Genomic DNA, 21,153 nt, shown 5'->3' on the forward strand with positions numbered 1-21,153 from the left:
AGGCCGCGGCCGGCGGCGGACGTGCGCGCATCGCCATCATCGCCGGCGCCGTCGCCGCGGTGATCGGCGCCATCGCCGCGACCGCGCTGTCGCTCGGCGACGACCCTCCGGCCCTCGTCGCCGAGGCACCGGCCCCCGGCGCGACGCCGCCGGTCGAGGACGGCAAGATCGTCGAGCGGATCGGCGAGGAGGTCCCGGCGGCGGTCGCCGCGCCGCAGCAGCCGGACGCCCCCCCGCTCGCGAGCGACCAGGACGGCACCATCGCCGTCGCCCAGCGCGCCGTCCTCTACGAGGAGGATCCGCTCAACCCGCAGGGCGAGCCCCGCGCCGCGGCCGGCCGCGCCGTTTGGACCGTCGAGCCGGGCGGCCAGGGCGAGCCCGTCGTGCGCGCCACCGTCGAGATCCCCGATCCGCGCCTGCGGCTCGTCATGCTCATTCGCCGCAACCTCGACCCCACGCTCCCGGCGTCCCACACGATCGACCTCTCCTTCGAGACCGGTGACATGGAATCGCGGCGCGTGCGCGACATCGGCCTCCTGCAGCTCAAGGACGAGGAGACGATCCGCGGCGCGCCGGTGGCGGGCCTGCCGGTGCCGGTGCGCGACAACCTCTTCCTGATCGGCCTCTCCAACCTGCCCCGCGACATCGAGCGCAACACGGTGCTGATGACCGAGCGCAACTGGATCGACCTGCCGGTGCGCCTCGCGTCGGGCCAGCGCGCGATCCTCTCCTTCGAGAAGGGCACGTCCGGCGACCGGATCATCGACGAGGCCTTCGCCCAATGGGGCGAAAGCACGGTGAGCGCCGGCGCGAACTGAGCCCGTCCGCGCCCGCCCTTCAGGCGAGGGCGCGCCCGAGCAGCAGCCCCGCCGCGACAGCGCCGAGCGAGAGCACCACCGACGCGCCGACATAGGCCGCGGCGAGCCCGGGCGCGCCGCGCTCCACCAGCGCGGCGGCGTCGAGCGAGAAGGCCGAGAAGGTCGTGAAGCCGCCGAGCAGGCCCGTCATCAGGAAGAGCCGCACGGTTTCCGACGGCAGGCGGGCGAGGACGAGCGTCGCGACGAGGCCCATCGCGAACGAGCCCGCGACGTTCACGGCGAGCGTGCCACACGGGAAGGCCGGCCCGAAGGCGCGCACCGCCGCGAGGCCCACGAGCCAGCGTAGCACCCCGCCGAGGCCGGCGCCGAGGAAGACGGTGAGGGCGGACACGGGCGGACCTCGCGAGGGGCACGGGACGGAAGCGCCCCCCTCTGTCGCCCGCCCGCGGGCGTGTCAAGCCGGCGCGGCGCCTGGAGCCGGCTTCGTCGCCTCGAGCCAGGCGTGATGGCGCAGGCGATGAGGCAGAAGACGATCGCCGAGCCCGAAGCCATCGTCCAGGCGCAGGAGCAGCCGCTGGAGCGGGTTCTTGCGCTTGCGGCTCTCGTAGGTGACGTTGACCCCGAAGCCGCTGATGGCCACGAGCCCCAGCTCGCCGGCGATCCAGCGCAGCTCGTCGATCGTGTACTCGCGGTGATGCCCCCAGAAGGGCGAGCCCTCCCGGTAGAAGTGCACCACGCTCTCGTGCGGCGAGCGGCCCCCGAGGAGCCGCAGGCGCATGTCGAGACGCGCGATGTTGGGCACCGAAATGCACAGCCGCCCGCCGGGGACGAGGGCCGCCACCATCTTCTCGAGCACGGGCCGCGGCGAGTGCGGCAGGTGCTCGATCGTCTCGAAGGCGACGACCGCGTCGTACTCAGCCTCGGGCAGCCGCATCGTCTCGACGTCCGCCTCGACGAAGCGGAGGCCCGCGCGCGACAGGGCCTCCATTCGCGGGCGCACATCGCCCGCCCATCCGCGCAGAGCGTCGACCACGGTCACCTCGGTCCCCATCAGGCGAGCGACGAGCGGGTAGATCGAGACGCCGCCGCCGACATCGCAGGCGCGCCCGCCGGGGACGCTCATCAGCGCGGCGGCGATGCGCATGCGCGCGCTCGGCGGCTGCGGATCGCCGACGATCGCCTGCGCCCGCGCGCAGGCGTCCGCGAAGGCGGCGGGATCGAGCCGACGCGCGGCGAGGATGCTGCGGAGCCTGGGATGCATGAGAGGAATCTTCTGGATGGCGGTCGTGCTCTCTCGCGCGCCGCAAACCCTGCGTCAACCGCGTACGGCTACGGTCGCGGCGAGAGGAGACCTCCGCCATGTCGCTCGCGCCGCTCCATCCCCCGCCGCCGCCGCGCCCCGACCGCCGGGCGCTTCTCGGCGCCGCGCTCGGCGGCTCCGCGCTCCTCGCGGCGGGTGGTCCCGCCCTCGCCTCCGCCCTCTCCGCCGAGAGCTTCGGCGTGCTTGGTGACGGCACCGAGCGGACGTTCGCGCTCCAGCAGGCGCTCGAGGCCGCGACCGCCGCGGGACGGCCGCTCGCGCTCGCACCCGGCGACTATCCCGTCGCCGACCTGCGCATGCCCGCGGGCGCGGTGCTCCTCGGCCCGCGCACCGCGCGGCTGCGGCAGGCGAGCGGCGGTCCGGTGATTTCCGCGGCGGGGGCCCCCGCGGCGCGGCTCGCGGGGCTCTCGATCGAGGGCCTCGGCGCCGGCGTCGGCGACGCGCCGCTCGTCGCCTTCCAGGACGTCGGCGATCTCGTGATCGAGGACGTCGCGCTCGCCGGCGCGCCGGGTATCGCGATCCGGCTCGAGCGCTGCGGCGGGCGGGTGTCCGCCTGCAGCATCGCCGGTGCGCGGGTCGGCCTGTTCTCGCTCGACGCGACGGGGCTCGCCGTCGCGGGCAATTCCGTCGTCGACTGCCTCGACAACGGCGTGCAGATCTGGCGCTCGCAGAAGGGCGACGACGGCGCGCAGGTTCTCGGCAACCGCATCGCGCGGATCGCCGCGCGCTCCGGCGGCACCGGCGAGAACGGCAACGGCATCAACGTCTTCCGCGCCGGCGGCGTGGTGGTCGCGGACAACGTCATAGCCGAGTGCGCCTTTTCCGCCGTGCGCAACAACGGCGGAGACGGCGTGCAGATCGTCTCCAACCGCGCCCGCGCCTGCGGCGAGGTGGCGCTGTTCACCGAGTTCGGCTTCGAGGGAGCGGTGATCGCCTCGAACGTCGTCGACGGCGCGGCGCACGGCATCGTCTCGACGAACCTGAACGAGGGCGGGCGCATGGCGGCGATCACCGGCAACGTCGTGCGCAACCTCTTCCGCCGCCCGGCGGTGGAGGGCGGTCAGGAGGCGCGCAGCTACGGCATCTTCGCGGAGGCCGAGGCCGCGATCTCCGGCAACGTCGTCGACGGCGTGCCCGACGAGGGCCTGCGGCTCGGCTGGGGGCCCTACCTGCGCAACGTCGCCGCCACCGGCAACGTGCTGCGCGATTGCGGGGTCGGCGTCGTCGTCAGCGTGGTGGAGGGTGCCGGGCCGGTGCTCGTCGCCTCGAACCTGATCACGGGCGCCCGCCGCGGCGCCATCCTCGGCCATCGCTGGGACGAGGTCGCGACGGGCGACCTCGCCCGCGAGGGCGCGGAGGCGTGGGCGCACCTGACGATCACCGGCAACGCGGTGGGGTGACGCCGCCGCCTCCGGATGCCTCAGCGAAGCCGCACCCGGCCTTCCATCGTGCGCGCCGCGTTGTAGTCCGCCGCGAGCCGGGCGATCCGCTCGGCGGCGGGCACGACGTCGCGCACCGCGCCGATGCCCTGCCCCGCACCCCAGATATCGCGCCAGGCCTTCGCGTCCGCACCGGAAGCGCCGAAGTCCATCGCCTGGCGCTCCTTGTCGGCGAGCGTATCCGGGTCGATGCCGGCGGCGCGGATCGAGGGCTTGAGGTAGTTGCCGGGCACACCGGTGAAGTACGGCGTGTAGAGGATGTCGTCGGCCGCGCTCTCGACGATCATGCGCTTGTAGCCCTCGCTCGCCTGCGCCTCCGTCGTGGCGATGAAGGGCGAGCCGATATAGGCGAAGTCCGCGCCCATCACCTCGGCCGCGCGCACCGCCCGGCCGGTTGCGATCGCGCCGGAGAGGGCGAGCGGGCCGTCGAAGAAGGCGCGGATCTCCTGGACGAGGGCGAAGGGAGAGAGCCCGCCCGCGTGCCCGCCCGCGCCGGCGGCGACCGCCACGAGCCCATCCGCGCCCTTCTCGAGCGCCTTGTGCGCGAACCGCACGTTGATCACGTCGTGGAAGGTGATTCCGCCCCAGCCATGGACGGCATCGTTCAGCTCCGGGCGTGCGCCGAGCGAGGTGATGACGATCGGCACGCGGTGCTTCTCGCACAGCGCGAGATCCTGCTCGAGCCGGTCGTTCGAGCGATGCACGATCTGGTTCACGGCGAAGGGCGCGGCGGGCGCCTGCGGATGCGCGGCGTCGTGGGCGGCGAGCGCCTCGCGGATCTGCGCCAGCCACTCGTCGAGCAGCGCCGGCGGTCGGGCGTTGAGCGCCGGGAACGAGCCGACGATCCCCGCCGTGCACTGCGCGATGACGAGCTCCGGCACCGAGACGATGAACATCGGGGCGGCGATCACGGGCAGGCGCAGGCGGCCCTGGAGGATGGCGGGTAGCGGCACGGGGAGGTCTCCGGCGAGGTTCGGGCGCGGGCGGGGTCGTTGCCGACATGGACGTTTCGAGGACCGCTGGCAAGCGCACGCGGGGGCGATGTGCAGCCGAACGATCGGGACGGCGCCTCCGCTCGGGATGCGTCCGGATGCCGCGGACGCGCGCGCGGGGTTACGGTCCGCCCCGGCGCATGGCGCGCCCGAGGAGAGGAGCCATGACACCGCACGGGTACTTCCACTGGAACGAGCTCATGACGCAGGACGTCGCCGCGTCGAAGGCCTTCTACGGAGCGACGCTGGGCTGGACGTTCGAGGACATGCCGATGGGCGACGGCACCGTCTACAGCGTCGCCATGGTGGGCGAGACCGCCGTCGCGGGCCTGTTCGACACGGCGCACATGGGCGACGAGGCCGGGCCGGAGACCTGGTTCGCCTATGTCAGCGTCCACGACCTCGACGGCGCCCTGGCGGCGGCGCGGGCTCGAGGCGGGAGCGTGCTGCGCGAGCCCTTCGAGGTGCCTGATGTGGGCCGCATCGCCATCGTGGCGGATTCGCGCGGCGTCGCCATCGGCTGGATGACGCCGGCGCGCTGAGACGATGGCGCCCGCCCCGGCCTGCGCGGCCGGGACGGGCGCTCGTCCCCGCGGGCGTCCTCACATGTGGGCGAGGACGGCGAGCAGCATCAGGGCGATGATGTTGGTGATCTTGATCGCCGGATTCACGGCGGGACCCGCCGTGTCCTTGTAGGGATCGCCGACGGTGTCGCCGGTGACGGAGGCCTTGTGGGCCTCCGAGCCCTTCATGTGCTTGACGCCGTCCTTGTCGACGAAGCCGTCCTCAAAGGACTTCTTGGCGTTGTCCCAGGCGCCGCCTCCGGACGTCATCGAGATCGCCACGAACAGGCCCGTGACGATGACGCCGAGGAGCATGGCGCCCACCGCCGAGAAGGCCTGGCTCTTGCCCGCCACCGCGTAGATGACGAAGTAGGTCACGATCGGCGCGAGCACCGGCAGCAGCGAGGGCACCACCATCTCGCGGATGGCGGCCTTGGTGAGCATGTCGACCGCGCGCCCGTAGTCGGGACGGTCGGTACCGGCCATGATGCCGGGCTTCTCCTTGAACTGCCGGCGCACCTCCTCGACCACGGCGCCCGCCGCGCGCCCCACCGCCGTCATGGCGATACCGCCGAACAGGAACGGGATCAGGCCACCCAGGAGCAGGCCCACCACCACGTAGGGGTTGGCGAGCGAGAAGTCCGGGACGACGCCCTGGAAGTACTGGTACTGCGTCGAGCCCTCGGCGTTCGCCTCGAGGATGAAGTAGTTGAGGTCCGACGTGTAGGCCGCGAAGAGCACGAGCGCGCCCAGGCCCGCCGAGCCGATGGCGTAGCCCTTGGTGACCGCCTTCGTGGTGTTGCCCACCGCGTCGAGCGCGTCGGTGGAGCGGCGGACCTCCTTGGGCAGGCCCGCCATCTCGGCGATGCCGCCGGCGTTGTCCGTCACCGGGCCGAAGGCGTCGAGCGCCACCACCATGCCGGCGAGCGCCAGCATCGCGGTGACCGCGATGGCGATGCCGAACAGGCCCGCCAGCAGGTAGGCGCCGATGATGCCGACGCAGATCACGACCGTCGGCAGCGCCGTCGCCTCGAGCGAGATCGCGAGGCCCTGGATGACGTTGGTTCCGTGGCCCGTCACCGACGCCTGCGAGATCGAGCGCACCGGGCGGAAGCCGACGCCGGTGTAGTACTCCGTGATCCAGACGATGAGACCCGTGACGACGAGGCCGAGCACGGCCGCGAGGAACAGGTCGAGCGAGGTGAAGACCGTGACGTTCTCGCCGCCGCCCAGCGTCGGCACGACCGCGGTGAACTCCGCGGAGAAGCCGCCGAAGAGCAGGATGTTGACGAGCGCGATCGCCGCGATCGAGAGCACGCCGGTCGCGATGAAGCCCTTGTAGAGGGCGCCCATGATCGAGGAGTTCGAGCCGAGCTTGACGAAGAACGTGCCGGCGATCGAGGTGACGATGCACACCGCGCCGATGGAGAGCGGGTAGAGCAGCATCGTCTCCATGCCGGGCTGGCCGGCGAAGAAGATCGCCGCGAGCACCATCGTGGCGACGAAGGTCACGGCATAGGTCTCGAACAGGTCCGCCGCCATGCCCGCGCAGTCGCCGACGTTGTCGCCGACGTTGTCGGCGATGGTCGCGGGGTTGCGCGGGTCGTCCTCGGGGATGCCGGCCTCGACCTTGCCGACGAGATCGCCGCCGACGTCCGCGCCCTTGGTGAAGATGCCGCCGCCGAGGCGGGCGAAGATCGAGATCAGCGAGGCGCCGAAGCCGAGCGCGACGAGCGAGTCGATGACGATGCGCGAGCCCGAGTCGTAGCCGAGCCCGCGGGTGAGGACGGTGTAGTAGACGGCGACGCCGAGCAGCGCGAGGCCGGCCACCAGCATGCCGGTGACCGCGCCCGACTTGAACGCGACGTCCAGCCCCTTGGCGAGCGACGTCGCAGCCGCCTGGGCGGTGCGGACGTTGGCGCGCACCGACACGTTCATGCCGATGAAGCCGGCCGCGCCGGACAGGATCGCGCCGATGGCGAAGCCGATCGCCACCCAGATCCCCAGCAGCCAGACGATCACGCCGAAGAGGATCACGCCGACGATGCCGATCGTGATGTACTGACGCTTGAGGTAGGCCTGCGCGCCCTCGGCGATCGCGCCGGCGATCTCCTGCATCCGCAGGGTGCCGGCATCGCGCTTCATGACATCGTTGATGGCCCACAGGCCGTAGGCGATGGACAACGCACCGCCCAGGATGATGAGTGTGAGTACGAGCATCTGACCGTCCTTGGGATCGGGGTCGGCGCCGCTGTCCGTTGCATGCCGGCACGTGCGCGACGCGCCGGGGCCGGCGCTCGCCCCCTCATGAGGTTTCCGGGAGGAGTCGTGCCAAACTTTGCGGCGGTGCGCAAACGAGACTTGCGGCCGACGGGCGCGGGATGCACCGAATTCCGCCGTTCTCCGGCGGCGGATGCCGTTGCGGCCCGCGATCTGCGCCGTGCGACGGCCTCAGGCCGCCGAAAGCCGCTTGTGTCGCGCCTGCAGAGCGACGAGCGCCAGCGCCACCGCGATCGGCGGGAAGACGAGCCAGTTGAGCGTCTCCCAGCCGCCGACGTCGAGCAGCTTTCCGGCGGAGAAGGAGGCGACGGCCACCGAGCCGAAGACGAGGAAGTCGTTCGCGCCCTGCACCTTGGCGCGCTCCTCGGGGCGGTGGCAGTCGGTCACCATCGCGGTCGCGCCGATGAAGCCGAAGTTCCAGCCGACCCCGAGCAGGATCAACCCGCCCCAGAAATTGGCGACCGACAGGCCGCCGAGGTTGATCGCGGCGGCGATCGCGATCATCACGAGGCCGATCGCGGTGATCGTCTCCTTGCCGAAGCGCTCGATCAGCCGCCCCGTGAAGAAGGCCGGGCCGAACATCGCCAGGATGTGCCAGGAGATGCCCAGCGCCGCCGTCTCGATCGGCAGCCCGCAGCCCACCATCGCGAGCGGCGCCGCCGTCATGAGGAAGCTCATCAGCCCGTAGGAGACGAGCCCGGCGCAGACCGCGATGACGAAGCGCCCCTGGCGCACGATCACGCGCAGGGGCCGACTCGCCTCGGCGGCGGGAACGGTCGCCGTCGACGCCGCTCCCGGCCCGCCGACGGCGCCCTGCGCCCGCGGCTCGCCCTGCGCACGGAAGCGCGAGACCACGAGGATCGACAGGAGCGCGAGCCCCGCCTGCGCCAGGAAGGCCCCGGCGAAGGGCGCCTGCGGGATCGCGTCGCGCGTGAGGATGACGACCTGCGGCCCGACGATCCCCGCGACGAGCCCGCCCGCCATGACCCAGGAGATCGCCCGCGCCTTGAAGGCGGGGCTCGCGCTGTCGGCCGCGGCGTAGCGGTACGATTGAACGTAGGCACCGTAGAAGCCGGCGACGAACGTGCCCAGGCAGAACAGGAGGAAGGCTTCGCGCGCGATGCCGACGCTGGCGATCGTCCCCGCGAGGACGCCGATCGTCGCGCCGAGCACGTACCCCGCGCGCCGGCCGAAGCGGCGCATCACCAGGGCCGCGGGGATCGTGCCGAGCGCGAGCCCGAGGTTGAGCAGGCTCACCGGCAGGGTCGCGAGGGCGTCGTTCTCGGCGAGCTGCTGGCCGACGATGCCGCCGAGCGAGATCACGATCGCCGGGTTCGCGCCGCCGAGCGCCTGCGCACCGGCCATGACGAAGGCGTTGCGGCGGGCGAGCGCGTCGTCGGTGCCCGGCCGGTACGCCGCGGCATCCGCCTCGACGGCTCCGGCATTCGCTTTGGTCATCCCGCCCGCTCAGAAATGGCTGTACGAACCCCGTGCATAGCGCGTCTCCGTGCCTGCGTCACGGAAAACGGGAAGCGCGTCGCCCGGCACGATGCTGCCGATCGCGGTGGCGCGTACGCCCGCGCGCTCGGCCGCGTCGAGGAAGGGCGCGAGCGCCGGATCGGGGATGGTGCAGAGGATCTCGTAGTCGTCCCCGCCGGTGACGATCGTGTCGATCAGGGTCGGATCGGCGGCGAGCGCGGCGCGGGCGGCCTCGGACAGCGGCAGGAGCGCGAGATCGACCTCGGCGCTCGCCCCGGAGGCGCGGCACATCTTGGCGAGATCCCCCGCGAGCCCGTCCGACACGTCCATGGACGCGTGGGCGTGCGCCCGAAGCGCCTCGACGACGCCGAGCCGCGGGGCCGGATGGAGGTAGCGGTCGGTGAGGAAGACGCGCCCATCGACGCCGAGCGCCTCCGTCCAGGCCGCGCCCGGCGCCGTGCGCAGGAGGAGGCCGAGCGCCGCGTCGCCGATCGTGCCGGTGACGACGATGCGGTCCCCGGGCTGCGCCGTGAAGCGGTGGACCATGGCGCCTCGGGGCGTCTCGCCGAAGGCCGTGACCGAAAGGGCGAGCGGCCCGGGCGTCTTCACCGTGTCGCCGCCGAGCAGCGGGCAGCGATAGGCGTCCGCCGCATCCTTCAGCCCGGCGGCGAACTGGCCGAGCCAGCGCAGGGAGACGTCCCGCGGCAGGGCGGCCGAGAGCAGGAAGCCGCGCGGGCGCGCGCCCTTCGCCGCGAGATCGGAGACGTTGACACCCAGCGCCTTGCGCCCGATCGCGCCCGGCGGATCGTCGGGAAAGAAGTGCACCCCCGCGACCAGCGTGTCGACGGTGACGACGAGTTCCGTCCCCTCGCCCGGGACGATGCGCGCCGCGTCGTCGCGCAGCCCGAAGGCCCCCTCCCCCGCCAGGGGGCGGAAGTAGCGCGCGATCAGGTCGTCCTCGGTGAGATGCGCGTCGTCCTGCGCGGGATCGGACATGAGGGCACCTTCTTCCAGCACCGCACCGGTGGTTGGTCGCTGCCCGACATATGCGTGATCGGCGCGATTGCGCAAGCGCGCAGCTCGGCGCGGCTGCACGCGCCCGGCCCTACTGCGCACCCGGCTTCCAGAGCGTCTCGCGCGTCGCCATGTCCACGAGCCCCGCGTGGCGCGTGAGGACGGCGGCGAGGCCGGGGCCGATCCGATGCTCGGGCATCGCGGTATAGCCGAGGCGCCGGAACCAGGGCCCGTTCCACGGTGGCTCGCGGAAGGTGGCGAGGCTCGTCCCGCCGAGCCCCTGCGCGGACGCGCGGACCTCCGCCTCGCGCATCAGCGTGCGGCCGACGCCCCGCCGGCCGGCCTGCGGCGCGACCGCGATGCCGACGATGTAGAGGAGGCCGTCGAGCGGCTCGAGCAGCACGTAGCCGAGAGGCGTGCCGTCGGCGCCGTCCGCGACGAGGGTGTCGCCGCGATCGAAGCGCTCGGGAGGCATCGCGGGCATCTCCGCGACCCAGGCCAGCGCGCCGCCGTGGTCGGCGTAACGTCGGCGCGAGGCGCGCTCGAGGGCGGCGAGACGCGGCGCGTCGCCCTCCGCCAGCGGCCTCAGGCGGATCGTCATCCGCGCACCTTGCGGCGGAACGGCCCCGGCACCGCGAAGGCGGGGACGCGCTCGGCGTAGTCGCGCCACGCGTCGCCGAAGCGAGCGTCGAGGGCGCGGTCCTCGACATGCGCCTGGACGCGCAGCACAGAGAGGCCGACGAGCAGGCTCACCAGCGAGAACACGCTCGGCAGGGCCAGGAAGAAGCCGATCTGGCCGAGCGCCACGGCGACGAAGAGCGGATGGCGCATGGCGCCGAAGGGCCCGCCGGTGATCAGCCGGCGCGGCCCCTCCTCGCTCACGCCCGACATCCAGTCCTCCGACATGTAGGAGTGGGTGTAGACGACGAGCGCGAGCGAGGCGACGAGGAAGACGAGGCCGCCCGCCACGACGGCGGGGGTGTAGAGCGGGTCGAAGCGCCCGAGCGCCGCGTCGAGCCCCGGATAGGGCACGCGTACGACGCACACGCCCCAGATCGCCAGCCGGAAGCCGTTGAAGAGGAGGCGCCCGACGCGCTGCGCCGAGCCGGGGGCGCCGCGATGCTCGTGCGAGCGCCCGGTGCGCGCACGCAGGGCGAAGAGCTTCGCGGTGTAGAACACCGCGATGAAGGTGAAATAGCAGGCGAGCGCCGCCCGCCCGAAATCGAGCGCGTCCACGTGAGCGACCTTTCGCGCGACCGAGCCCCCACCGGCGAACGGCCGGTTTCGACCCATGGTGCGTCGCGTCTGTCGCACCGGAGCCGTACGCTTCCCGCGCGCTCACGGGGGCGGCTCTGTCGGCTCGCTCTCACCGGCGCGAGGCGAAGTACACCACGAACCGGGGGAATTGGGAACCCTGGGACGCGCGATTGCGGCGGGGGGCGGGCGTCGCTGCGCGAACGTCCGCCGGATCCGCCGGGCCGCACGGGGCCCACGTGCCTCAGTGAAGGATCTGGCCGAGGAACAGCTTGGTGCGCTCGTGCTGCGGGTTGGAGAAGAAGGCCTCCGGCTCGTTCATCTCGACGATCTGGCCGTAGTCCATGAAGATCACCCGGTCCGCGACCTGGCGGGCGAAGCCCATCTCGTGGGTGACGACCATCATGGTCATGCCCTCCTCGGCGAGCGACACCATCGTGTCGAGCACCTCCTTGACCATCTCCGGGTCGAGCGCAGAGGTGGGCTCGTCGAAGAGCATGATCTGCGGGTTCATGCACAACGAGCGGGCGATCGCGACGCGCTGCTGCTGGCCGCCGGAGAGCTGGCCGGGATACTTGTTGGCCTGCTCGGGAATCTTGACGCGGGTGAGATACTTCATCGCGATCTCTTCCGCGTCCTTCTTGGGCATCTTCTTCACCCAGATCGGCGCGAGCGTGCAGTTCTCCAGGATCGTCAGGTGCGGGAACAGGTTGAAGTGCTGGAACACCATGCCGACGTCGCGGCGGATCTCGTCGATCCGCTTGAGGTCGTTGGTGAGCTCGGTCCCGTCGACGATGATGTGGCCCTTCTGGTGCTCCTCCAGCCGGTTGATGCAGCGGATCATCGTCGACTTGCCCGACCCGGACGGGCCGCAGACCACGATGCGCTCGCCCCGCATGACGCGCAGGTTGATGTCGCGCAGCACGTGGAACTCGCCGAACCACTTGTGCACGCCCCGCATCTCCACGGCGATCTCGGTGTTGGAGGCCTGGCTCTGCGCCGTCTGCGGCTTCTCCAGGCTCGTCGTGTCAGCCATCGCTCGATCCCCTCTCGATCAACGTTTTTCGCTGGCCGCGAGCCGACGCTCGACGGATTGGGAGTACCAGGACATGCCCCAGCAGCACAGGAAGTAGAAGATTGCCGCGAAGGCATAACCGGAATAGTTCACCGACGGCGCGGCCCAGGCCGGATCGAGGCGAGAAGACTCGATCGTGCGGATCAGGTCGAAGATGCCGACGATCGACACGAGCGTCGTGTCCTTGAACAGGCCGATGAAGGTGTTGACGATGCCCGGGATGACGATGCGCAGCGCCTGGGGAAGGATGATGAAGTACATCATCTTCGGGTAGGACAGGCCGAGCGACATCGCGCCTTCGTACTGGCCCTTCGGGATCGCCTGCAGGCCGCCGCGGATGACCTCGGCCATGTAGGCGGAGGCGAAGAAGGCGACACCGATCAGCGGCCGGACCAGGCGGTCCACGGTCATGCCCTCCGCCAGGAACAGCGGCAGCATCGTGTTGGCCATGAACAGCACGGTGATCAGCGGCACGCCGCGGGTGAACTCGATGACGATCACGCACACGAGCCGCACGATCGGCAGGTTCGATCGTCGTCCGAGCGCGAGCAGCACGCCCACCGGCAGCGAGATCACGATGCCCACCGCAGAGACCACGATCGTGACCAGGATGCCGCCCCACACGCCGGTGGGCACGCGCTCGAGGCCGATCGCCGGGAAGCCGGCGAGCAGCCAGTACGACACCAGCGGCACGACGACGAAGAAGTAGATCGCGCCCAGCCCGCGCCGGGGCGCGTCGAGCCACAGCATCCAGACGATGCCCACCGCGAGCACCAGGAAGAAGATGTTCGGGCGCCAGCGCAGATCGACCGGATAGGAGCCGTAGAGGAAGTAGTTGACGCGGTCGATCACGAAGGCCCAGCAGGCCCCGACCTCGCTCCCGGTCGTGTCCTCGCGGCAGGCGGCGCCGCTGTCGCCGGTCCAGACCGCGTCGAAGAACAGGTAGTCGAGGATCGGCGGGATGATCCAGAACAGGAACCACGCCATCAGCACGGTCACCGCCGTGTTGATCGGCCCGGAGAACAGGTTCTCCTTCATCCAGGCGACGGGCCCGGCGACGCTGCGCGGCGCCGGCAGCGCCTCGACCGAGGCGGTGCGCACGAAGCTCCGCTGAGGGGTCATGACGGTCACGGCGCCCTCCTCAGCGTTCCACCAGCGCGATGCGCTGGTTGTAGATGTTCATGAAGAACGATGTGATCAGCGAGATGATCAGGTAGACGGCCATGGTGATCGCCACCACCTCCACCGCCTGGCCGGTCTGGTTCAGCACCGTGCCCATGAAAACCTGCACGAGGTCGGGATAGCCGATCGCGACCGCGAGCGAGGAATTCTTGGTCAGGTTCAGGAATTGACTCGTCAGCGGCGGCACGATCACGCGCATGGCCTGAGGGATGACCACGAAGCGCATCGTCTGGCCGGGCTTGAGGCCCAGCGACGATGCCGCCTCGGTCTGGCCACGCGAGACCGCGAGGATGCCCGCGCGCACCACCTCGGCGATGAAGGCGCCGGTGTAGATCGCGAGCCCGAGCACGAGCGCGACGAACTCGGGGAAGAGCTGGGAGCCGCCGGTGAGGTTGAAGCGGCCCTGCACCGGGACGTCGAACGTGATCGGCGTGCCGCCGGTCAATGTCAGGAGCAGCCAGGCGAGGATCGGGAAGCCGACGACGAGGCCGAGGGTGGTGAGCCCGAGCGGGAACTGCTCGCCGGTCGCCGCCTGGCGCGCCTTCGCCCAGCGTCTCACCAGGAACGCCCCGACGATGCCCACGACGAAGGCGATCAGGATGAGAACCGCGCGGTCGTCGAACACGGCCGCCGGCAGCGAGAGGCCGCGGACGCTCAGGTAGAAGCCGGGCGCGAGCTGGATCGCGTCGCGCGCCCCTGGCAGCGACGAGAGCACCGCGTTGTACCAGAAGAGTAGCTGGAGCAGGAGCGGCAGGTTGCGGATGATCTCGACGTAGGCCGAGGCGACCTTGCGGAGGATCCAGTTCTTCGACAGGCGCGCGATGCCCGCCGCGAAGCCGATGATCGTCGCGAGCACGATGCCGATCGCGGCCACGATCAAGGTGTTGAGCAAGCCGACGATCAGAGCGTCGCCGTAGGTCGAGATCGACGACGAATATTCGATGAAAGTCTGGTTGATGTCGAAGCCGGCGGGCTGCTCGAGGAAGCCGAAGCCGGACGCGATCCGCGCGGCCCGCAGGTTGTCGACCGCGTTGCTGACGGCCTCGTAGGCCATCCATCCGATGAGGAGAACCAGGACGCCCTGGAAGAAGAAGCCGCGGACCCTCGGATCGTAGATCAACGAGGCTCGCGGCGGCGCTTGCTCGACGACGCTCGCCAACTTGTCACCCTCCACAAGCCGGCGCGTCCGCGCCGGTCGAAGTCATCACGCCGATGGGCTCTCTCGCCCGTGGCCGTTCCCCTGGGTCGGCTCGTTTTCGACGGATGCAAGAAGAGCGCCGCACCCCGAGGGTGCGGCGCTCCGACGCGATCCTCAGCGGACCGGATGGCCGTACTGCAGGCCACCGTCGGTGTAGAGCGCGTTCAGGCCGCGGCTCAGGCCGACCGGCGAGCCCTCGCCGATGTTGCGCTCGAACACCTCGCCATAGTTGCCCACGGCGGTGATGGCGTTGAAGGCCCAGTCGTTGGAGAGGCCGATCATCTCGCCGAAGTTGCCCTCGACGCCGAGCAGGCGACGGATCACGGGTGCCTCGGACGTGTCACGCATCTCCTGCGCGTTCTCCATGGTCACGCCGTACTCCTCCGCCTCGAGCAGGGCGTAGTGCAGCCAGCGCACGATGTCGCCCCAGTTGTTGTCCGCATGACGGACGACCGGGCCGAGCGGCTCCTTGGAGATGATCTCCGGCAGGATGACGTGGTCGCCCGGGGTCGGCGCGCGCAGGCGCTCGGCGGCGAGCGCCGAGGCGTCCGTCGTGAACGCGTCGCAGCGGCCGCTGAGGTAGGCCTCGACCGCCTCGACCGACTGGGCGAACGTGACCGGCTCGTAGTCCATGTTGTTGCGGCGGAAGAAGTCGGCCAGGTTGAGCTCCGTCGTCGTGCCCTGCTGCACGCAGACCGAGGCGCCGTCGAGCTCGAGCGCCGAGGTGACGCCCAGCGCGGAGTTCACCATGAATCCCTGGCCGTCGTAGTAGTTGATCGCAGGGAAATCGAGGCCGAGCGAGGTGTCGCGCGACATCGTCGAGGTCGAGTTGCGGAACAGCACGTCGACCTCGCCCGCCTGAAGCGCGGTGAAGCGGTCCTTGGCCGAGAGCGGGATGAACGACACCGCGTTCGGGTCGTCGAAGATCGCCGCCGCGAGCGCGCGGCAGTAGTCCACGTCGAACCCGGTCCAGTTGCCCTGGGCGTCCGGCACGCCGAAGCCGGCGAGGCCGGTGTTCGAGCCGCAGATCAGCTCGCCGCGGTCGCGCACCTGCTGGAGCGTCTCCTGCGCGGCGGCCATGCCCGTGAAGGCGACGCCGGCGGCCAGGCCGAAGGCGAGTGTGGTAAGCGCTTTCTTCATGCTTGTCGTTCTCCCAAGGAAGGTTCGTGCGCCGACCCGTCGAGCAAGTCAGCCCCTCTGATGGCGCGATCCGCCCTGCTGCGTTCGCAAGTCGGTGCCCCGGGCACTTCTCTGGCGCTGTCCAGCTCGTGCGTCAATGCCGATGTCGCCTTCGCCCGATCGCCGAGCGCCCGCGGGTCGCGTCGCCCCGCATCTCAGGCCACGGTTCGGACGCGGTCAAGTGCCCCTGAGCATGCGAGCGGACCCAGATCGGGTATTTTTTCACGACGCGCGAGATGCTAAGCAACGGTTGCCCGCGCGGTATGCAAGTCGAGGATGCAAATGACGGAAGAAAACGCACGGTCGAGCTGGAGAGCCGCCACCCGGCTGGTTCACGCGGGACGCGATCCCTCCACGCAGCACGGCTTCGTGAATACGCCGATCTACCGGGGTTCGACCGTCCTTTTTTCGTCGATGGACGATCTCGTCAACCGGCGGGGACGCTACGTCTACGGCACCCGGGGCACGCCCACCACGGAGGCGCTGGAGCACGCGTGGACGGAGCTGTCCGGCGCGGCCGGCACGGTGCTCGCCCCCTCGGGGCTCGGCGCGATCTCGCTGGCGCTGCTCAGCCTCGTCAAGGCGGGTGATCACGTCCTCGTTACCGACAACGTCTACTGGCCGACGCGCGCCTTCTGCGACGAGATGCTCTCCGGGCTCGGCGTGGAGATCACCTATTTCGAGCCGATGATCGGCGCGGGCATCGCCGCGCTGATCCGCCCGAACACCAGGGTCCTGTTCCTGGAGACGCCGGGCTCGCTGACCCTCGAGGTGCAGGACGTGCCCACGATGGCGGCGGCGGCCCGGGAGAAGGGCGTGAGCGTCGTCATCGACAACACCTGGGCGACCCCGCTCCTCTACCCGCCGCACGCCCGCGGGGCGGATCTCGCGATCGAGGCGGGCACGAAGTACCTGTCCGGCGGCTCGGACCTTCTGCTCGGCATGGTCTCGGCCAACGCCGAGCACTGGCCGCGCCTGCGCAAGACCTTCGACCTGTTCTCGAACTGCGCCGGCCCGGAGGACGTGTTCCTGGCGCTGCGGGGCATGCGCAGCATGAGCCTGCGGCTCGAGGAAGCGGAGCGGCAGGGGCTCGCCATGGCGCATTGGCTTTCCGCCCGCCCGGAGGTCCGCCGCGTCCTGCATCCGGCGATGCCGGAGCACACCGGCCACGAGATCTGGAAGCGCGACTTCCACGGCTCGTCCGGACTGTTCTCGGTCGAGCTCGAGCCGGTCCCGACGCCCGCGCTCGCGGCGATGCTCGACGGCCTGCGGCTGTTCGGCATGGGCTTCTCGTGGGCCGGCTTCGAGAGCCTCGTCATTCCCTTCGACCCCAACAAGAACCGCACCGCCACCCGCTTCGCCCACGAGGGGCCGCTGCTGCGCTTCTCGATCGGCCTCGAGGACCCGGCCGACCTGAAGGAGGACCTCGACGCCGGCTTCGCGCGGCTGAAGGCGGCGGCCGGCTGAGCCTCACGGCACCAGCCAGGTGCCCTCCACGGAGCCGCCCGGCCCAGGCGAGAACAGCGCGCGCCGGTGGCCGGCGTGGGCGAGCCAGAGCGTCTCCATCGCCTCGGCGACGATCTCGACGGCGCAGAACCGCCCGCGCCCGGCGAGGATCGCCTCCTCGCTCTCGGGCAGCCGGAAGCCGTCGGGCGCGGCGAGCGCGCTGCCCGGCGCGGGCTCGGTCGCGTAGCAGGCCCGGCTCGCCGGGCGCGAGGCGCGCCATGCCTCCTCGGCGAAGCCGTCGTCCGTGTGCGGCACCGCCGTGCCCTCGACGCGAACCTGCAGCTTGCCGGCGGGATCGTAGGCGTGGAGCGCGATGCGGGCGTCGCGCCGCAGCTCCGCCACCTTCTCGGCCCGCGTGTCCGTGTGGAAGCGCAGCCGCCCGGCACTCGCGTCCGCCGCGCGCAGCACGACCGTGCGCAGGCGCGGACGCCCGTCCAGCCCGATCGTCGCGACCGTCGGGGTGTGGAAGGGCGAGCGCCGGTCCTTCACCCCGCGCGCCAGCTGCCGCCAGGCGTGCGCGCGCATCTCGTCGAGATCGGTCGCGAAGGCGGGCGTACCGCGTGGATCGCTCATCGGTGGCGCCTCCCGGCTCACGAGGTCAGCGAGCGGGTCTCGCGCTTCGACCTGGCGATGAGCATCAGGTTGCGGATGTAGATGAACGAGCCCAGCGCCTGCCCGATGATGAAGACCGGATCCTGCCGGTAGACGGCATAGCCGAGCAGGATGAAGCCGCCGCCCAGCGAGAAGAACCAGAAAGAGATCGGCACGACGCTCCGGCCCGCGCGCTCGCTCGCGATCCACTGGACGACGAACCGCGCCGTGAACAGGAGCTGGCCGAGCAGCCCGATCAGCACGACCGTGTCGAAGCTGTCGATGAAGATCGTGTGCAGGCGCCCGCCCAGATCGTTGATCAGGTTGGCGATCATCGAGACGACCCTTCCGAGATGGGGGAAACCTGGGACGCGACGCGTGCGCCGGCCTCCGGTGAGGCGACCTGGCGCGCGGAAACCTCCCGCGCGTCCGCGATGCGCCGGCGGCGCCGGATCAGCCACCACACGCCCGCGAGATCGAGGATGCCGACGAACAGCCGGTCGAGCATGCCGTATTTCGATGTGCCGGCGAGGCGCGGGCGGTCCTTCACGTCGACGTGCACCACGCCGTAGCCCTCGCGCGCGACGAGGGCCGGCATGAAGCGGTGGAGCGCGTCGAAATACGGGAGCATCAGGTAGACGTCGCGGCGCACGACCTTGAGCCCGCAGCCGGTGTCGCGCGTGGAATCCGCCAGCACGCGCCGGCGCACGCCGTTGGCGATGCGCGACTGGAACGCCTTGAAGCGCCCCTTTCGGCTCGTGCGCTGGCCGGCGCACAGGCCGCAGCGCGGGCCGGCGGCTTCGAGCGCGGCCACGAGGGCGGGGATGAAGGCAGGGTCGTTCTGCCCGTCGCCGTCGATCGTCGCGACCAGCGGCGCGCGGGCGGCGCGGATGCCCGAGCGCACCGCGGCGCTCTGGCCGCAGCTCGCCCCATGACGGATCACCCGCAGGTGCGGGCGCGTCGCCACGGCGGCGGCGAGCTCGTCCGCGGTCGCGTCGGTCGAGCCGTCGTCGACGTAGAGGATCTCGAACGCGCCGAGCGGCGCGCAGGCGGCCTCGATCTCCGCGACGAGCGAGAGGATGTTGCCCGCCTCGTTCTTCACCGGCACGACGACGGAGAGAACCGGCGCCGGCGCGGACGCGCGATCGGCCGGAGCCGCGCTCGAGGGACCGCTCATCGCGCGCCCTCCCCGTCTCGCTCTCCCTGCCGCTCCCCGGCGCGCGTGTAGACGCCGATGCCCATCGGGTCTCCGCCGTTGATGTTGAAGCCGAGCACCCGCTCCGCCTGGACCGCCGCGACGCCCGCCTGCGCGAGCGCCTGGCCGAATCCGACCTCGAACGCCTCCGTCACGAGGACGACGCGGCAATCGCCCTCGCCGATGAAGCGGGCTGCGGTCTCCGGACCGTCGAGCATGACGAGGTCCGTGCCGGCGAGGAAGACGATGCTCGGCTCGCGGTAGCCGATGGTCCCCACGCGCGGGTCGGGGCAGGAAAGCGCGCTCGCGGCGGCACGCTCCGCAGCGGCGGCGAGATTCTGCGAGAGCTTCAACGCCGAGAGATCCTTCTGCGCGAGGCCGAAGACGGCGACCGCGAGCACCATCGCCGAGCCGATCCCGGCGAGCGCGGCGTCCTCGACCCGCGCCTTCGCCCAAAGCCGCCAGGCGAGGAGCCCGACGGCGGCCGCGATCGCGAGCGCGACGAGGGCGCGGACACCCAGGCTATCGCCCAGCGTCCAGGCCCCGATCGGCAGGCCGATCAGGAGGCCCACGGGAACGAGCGCGAGCAGGAAGCCGAAGACACGAAAGCGGCGCCTGTAGGGACCCACGAAACCCCGGCCGATGCCGAGCGCGGCCGCGATCGCCAGCGCTGGATAGAGCGGCATCGTGTAGTGCGGCAGCTTCGTCGGCACGAGCTCGAGCACGATCCAGGCGGGGACGACCCAGGCGAGGAGAAATGCCGCCTCGCGGGCGCGCCGGTTGATCCAGGCGAACTCGGCACCGATCGCGGCCATCAGCGCGCCGGGCCAGAACGTGGCGAAGAAGGCGAGGATATAGAAGCCCGGTGGCGCCCAATGGTAGGTCTGCGCCGTGCCGACCTTGCCGAGCAGGTCCTGCCCCGCCGAGGCGGCGAAGAAATCGGCTCCCGAGCGCAGCGCGATCATCACGAACCAGGGCGCGGCGATCGCCAGCGCGAGCGCGAGGCCGGGCAGCGGGCGCAGCGCCACGAGCCAGCGGGCCGAGCGCTCGTGGAGCGACAGCATGATCGCCGGCAGGCCCGCGAAGAAGAGCACGAGCGGCCCCTTCACCAGCACCCCGACGCCGATCCCGATCCAGAAGGCGAGGAAGACGGCCGTCGGCAGCCGCACCGCCCCGCGCGCCAGCCAGGCGCGGGCGAGCGCCCCCATCGTCGCCACGCAGCAGGCGAGCAGCACCGCGTCCGTCTTGGCGAGCCGGGCCTCGACCATGAGGATCACGCTGGCCCCGACGAGGGCCGCGGCGAGGAAGGCCTCGCGTCGCCGCGCCAGCGCCAGTGCCGCCCAGTAGGTGAGCAGCGTCGCCGCGATCGCGCCCGCGAGCGAGGGCATGCGATAGGCGGCGATCGTCGTGCGGGCATTCTCGAGACCGAGCGCTTCGGCGGCGGTGACCGCGGCGGCCTGCATCCAGTAGATGCCCACGGGCTTCTTGTGGCGCGCCTCCTCCTGAAAGCGGATGTCGACGAGATCGCCCGTCTCCAGCATCTGCTTCGTCGCCTGGGCGTAGCGCGGCTCGTCGCGGTCCATCGGCTGGAGCGAGACGAAGCCGGGCAGGAAGCAGGCGAGGCAGATCAGCACCAGGAGGATGGCCGCGCGCCCGTGCCCACCCTCCGCGAAGGCGAGAATCCGCCCCCCGGGCGTGCCGCGGTCGGGCCTGGGAAAGCTTCCGTCCCTGTTGAGGGAGAGTGTCGTCATCGAACGGCTCCGGCGGCGCGGGTCATCTCCGCAATCCGGGTGCGATTGTCAAATCCGGGGAGGGCCGGAGCGGGGGTACGGGACGGTCCCGGCATGGGTCGCGGCTTTGCGCGCGGGGCGCGGCGAAACCAAGGCGGCATCGATGATCGCGTGACGCGTGCGAGCGTTCTTTTGCCGACGCTCGCTGACGTGCTATTTGGAGGTCGGAGTGAGAGAGGAGAGTTTCCCCTCCCCTCTCGTTTTGCTCACGCTCCCAACGAGACGCGGAAGACGAGGGACCAACTCGCCTTCCGCACGCTGCGGAACGTCAGCGACA

At 71.2% G+C, this 21,153-nt stretch carries 19 protein-coding genes and 1 pseudogene; 4 read left to right on the top strand and 16 right to left on the bottom strand.

Annotation, left to right across the window (positions count from 1 at the left end; all coding sequences use genetic code 11):
* Positions 1 to 818 (top strand): annotated as a pseudogene (locus ACTZWW_RS17175) (histidine kinase); the annotation flags it as partial.
* 19 nt (positions 819 to 837) lie between these two features.
* Here the strand turns inward: ACTZWW_RS17175 and crcB are convergent.
* Positions 838 to 1,209, bottom strand: a complete 372-nt coding sequence (crcB, locus tag ACTZWW_RS17180) for a fluoride efflux transporter CrcB (protein ID WP_444782196.1) — start codon at positions 1,207 to 1,209, stop codon at positions 838 to 840.
* 63 nt (positions 1,210 to 1,272) lie between these two features.
* Positions 1,273 to 2,079, bottom strand: coding sequence for a class I SAM-dependent methyltransferase (locus ACTZWW_RS17185; protein ID WP_444782197.1), 807 nt, complete (start codon positions 2,077 to 2,079; stop codon positions 1,273 to 1,275).
* Between the two features lie 98 nt (positions 2,080 to 2,177).
* Here ACTZWW_RS17185 and ACTZWW_RS17190 point away from each other — a divergent pair, with 98 nt between their 5' ends.
* Positions 2,178 to 3,539 carry a TIGR03808 family TAT-translocated repetitive protein gene (locus tag ACTZWW_RS17190; protein WP_444782198.1) on the top strand — a complete coding sequence of 454 codons (1,362 nt, stop codon included), beginning with the start codon at positions 2,178 to 2,180 and terminating at the stop codon, positions 3,537 to 3,539.
* Positions 3,540 to 3,559: 20 nt separating this feature from the next.
* Here the strand turns inward: ACTZWW_RS17190 and ACTZWW_RS17195 are convergent, their stop codons facing one another.
* Positions 3,560 to 4,531: an NAD(P)H-dependent flavin oxidoreductase gene (locus tag ACTZWW_RS17195; protein ID WP_444782199.1), complete on the bottom strand. Its 972-nt coding sequence runs from the start codon at positions 4,529 to 4,531 to the stop codon at positions 3,560 to 3,562.
* 203 nt (positions 4,532 to 4,734) lie between these two features.
* Between ACTZWW_RS17195 and ACTZWW_RS17200 the strand changes: the two genes are divergently transcribed.
* Positions 4,735 to 5,112 (top strand): VOC family protein, encoded by a 378-nt coding sequence (locus tag ACTZWW_RS17200; protein ID WP_444782200.1) that lies wholly within the window; start codon positions 4,735 to 4,737, stop codon positions 5,110 to 5,112.
* 60 nt (positions 5,113 to 5,172) lie between these two features.
* Here ACTZWW_RS17200 and ACTZWW_RS17205 read toward each other — a convergent pair whose 3' ends face one another.
* From ACTZWW_RS17205 to ACTZWW_RS17245, 9 genes are all read right to left on the bottom strand, one after another.
* Positions 5,173 to 7,353 (bottom strand): sodium-translocating pyrophosphatase, encoded by a 2,181-nt coding sequence (locus tag ACTZWW_RS17205; protein ID WP_444782201.1) that lies wholly within the window; start codon positions 7,351 to 7,353, stop codon positions 5,173 to 5,175.
* Positions 7,354 to 7,584: 231 nt separating this feature from the next.
* Positions 7,585 to 8,871, bottom strand: a complete 1,287-nt coding sequence (locus tag ACTZWW_RS17210) for an MFS transporter (RefSeq protein WP_444782202.1) — start codon at positions 8,869 to 8,871, stop codon at positions 7,585 to 7,587.
* A 9-nt stretch (positions 8,872 to 8,880) separates the two neighbouring features.
* Positions 8,881 to 9,888, bottom strand: a complete 1,008-nt coding sequence (gene thiL / locus ACTZWW_RS17215; RefSeq protein WP_444782203.1) for a thiamine-phosphate kinase — start codon at positions 9,886 to 9,888, stop codon at positions 8,881 to 8,883.
* 109 nt (positions 9,889 to 9,997) lie between these two features.
* A complete protein-coding gene (locus ACTZWW_RS17220) occupies positions 9,998 to 10,507 on the bottom strand; it encodes a GNAT family N-acetyltransferase (protein ID WP_444782204.1) in 510 nt (169 codons plus the stop codon).
* Complete coding sequence (locus ACTZWW_RS17225; protein ID WP_444782205.1) at positions 10,504 to 11,142, bottom strand: methyltransferase family protein; 639 nt, start codon at positions 11,140 to 11,142, stop codon at positions 10,504 to 10,506. The genes ACTZWW_RS17220 and ACTZWW_RS17225 overlap by 4 nt, the downstream gene beginning before the upstream one ends.
* A 262-nt stretch (positions 11,143 to 11,404) precedes the next feature.
* Positions 11,405 to 12,196, bottom strand: a complete 792-nt coding sequence (locus ACTZWW_RS17230) for an amino acid ABC transporter ATP-binding protein (RefSeq protein ID WP_444782206.1) — start codon at positions 12,194 to 12,196, stop codon at positions 11,405 to 11,407.
* A gap of 18 nt (positions 12,197 to 12,214) precedes the next feature.
* Complete coding sequence (locus tag ACTZWW_RS17235) at positions 12,215 to 13,357, bottom strand: amino acid ABC transporter permease (protein ID WP_444782226.1); 1,143 nt, start codon at positions 13,355 to 13,357, stop codon at positions 12,215 to 12,217.
* A 19-nt stretch (positions 13,358 to 13,376) separates the two neighbouring features.
* Entirely contained in the window at positions 13,377 to 14,576 is a 1,200-nt protein-coding gene (locus ACTZWW_RS17240; RefSeq protein WP_444782207.1) for an amino acid ABC transporter permease, read from the bottom strand.
* A gap of 153 nt (positions 14,577 to 14,729) precedes the next feature.
* Positions 14,730 to 15,755 (bottom strand): amino acid ABC transporter substrate-binding protein, encoded by a 1,026-nt coding sequence (locus ACTZWW_RS17245; RefSeq protein ID WP_444782208.1) that lies wholly within the window; start codon positions 15,753 to 15,755, stop codon positions 14,730 to 14,732.
* Positions 15,756 to 16,070: 315 nt separating this feature from the next.
* Between ACTZWW_RS17245 and metC the strand changes: the two genes are divergently transcribed.
* Entirely contained in the window at positions 16,071 to 17,261 is a 1,191-nt protein-coding gene (gene metC / locus ACTZWW_RS17250) for a cystathionine beta-lyase (protein WP_444782209.1), read from the top strand.
* A 3-nt stretch (positions 17,262 to 17,264) separates the two neighbouring features.
* Here metC and ACTZWW_RS17255 read toward each other — a convergent pair whose 3' ends face one another.
* The 4 genes from ACTZWW_RS17255 to ACTZWW_RS17270 are packed head-to-tail and all read right to left on the bottom strand — an operon-like array spanning position 17,265 to position 20,837.
* Positions 17,265 to 17,873, bottom strand: coding sequence for a pyridoxamine 5'-phosphate oxidase family protein (locus ACTZWW_RS17255; RefSeq protein ID WP_444782210.1), 609 nt, complete (start codon positions 17,871 to 17,873; stop codon positions 17,265 to 17,267).
* 17 nt (positions 17,874 to 17,890) lie between these two features.
* Positions 17,891 to 18,226 (bottom strand): lipid-A-disaccharide synthase N-terminal domain-containing protein, encoded by a 336-nt coding sequence (locus ACTZWW_RS17260; RefSeq protein WP_444782211.1) that lies wholly within the window; start codon positions 18,224 to 18,226, stop codon positions 17,891 to 17,893.
* Positions 18,223 to 19,068 (bottom strand): glycosyltransferase family 2 protein, encoded by an 846-nt coding sequence (locus ACTZWW_RS17265; RefSeq protein WP_444782212.1) that lies wholly within the window; start codon positions 19,066 to 19,068, stop codon positions 18,223 to 18,225. Before ACTZWW_RS17265 ends, ACTZWW_RS17260 begins: the two co-directional genes overlap by 4 nt.
* Positions 19,065 to 20,837: an ArnT family glycosyltransferase gene (locus ACTZWW_RS17270; RefSeq protein WP_444782213.1), complete on the bottom strand. Its 1,773-nt coding sequence runs from the start codon at positions 20,835 to 20,837 to the stop codon at positions 19,065 to 19,067. Before ACTZWW_RS17270 ends, ACTZWW_RS17265 begins: the two co-directional genes overlap by 4 nt.
* Positions 20,838 to 21,153 lie beyond the last annotated feature (316 nt).

The sequence above is a fragment of the Salinarimonas sp. NSM genome (genome assembly GCF_052380005.1).
GTDB lineage: Bacteria > Pseudomonadota > Alphaproteobacteria > Rhizobiales > Beijerinckiaceae > Salinarimonas.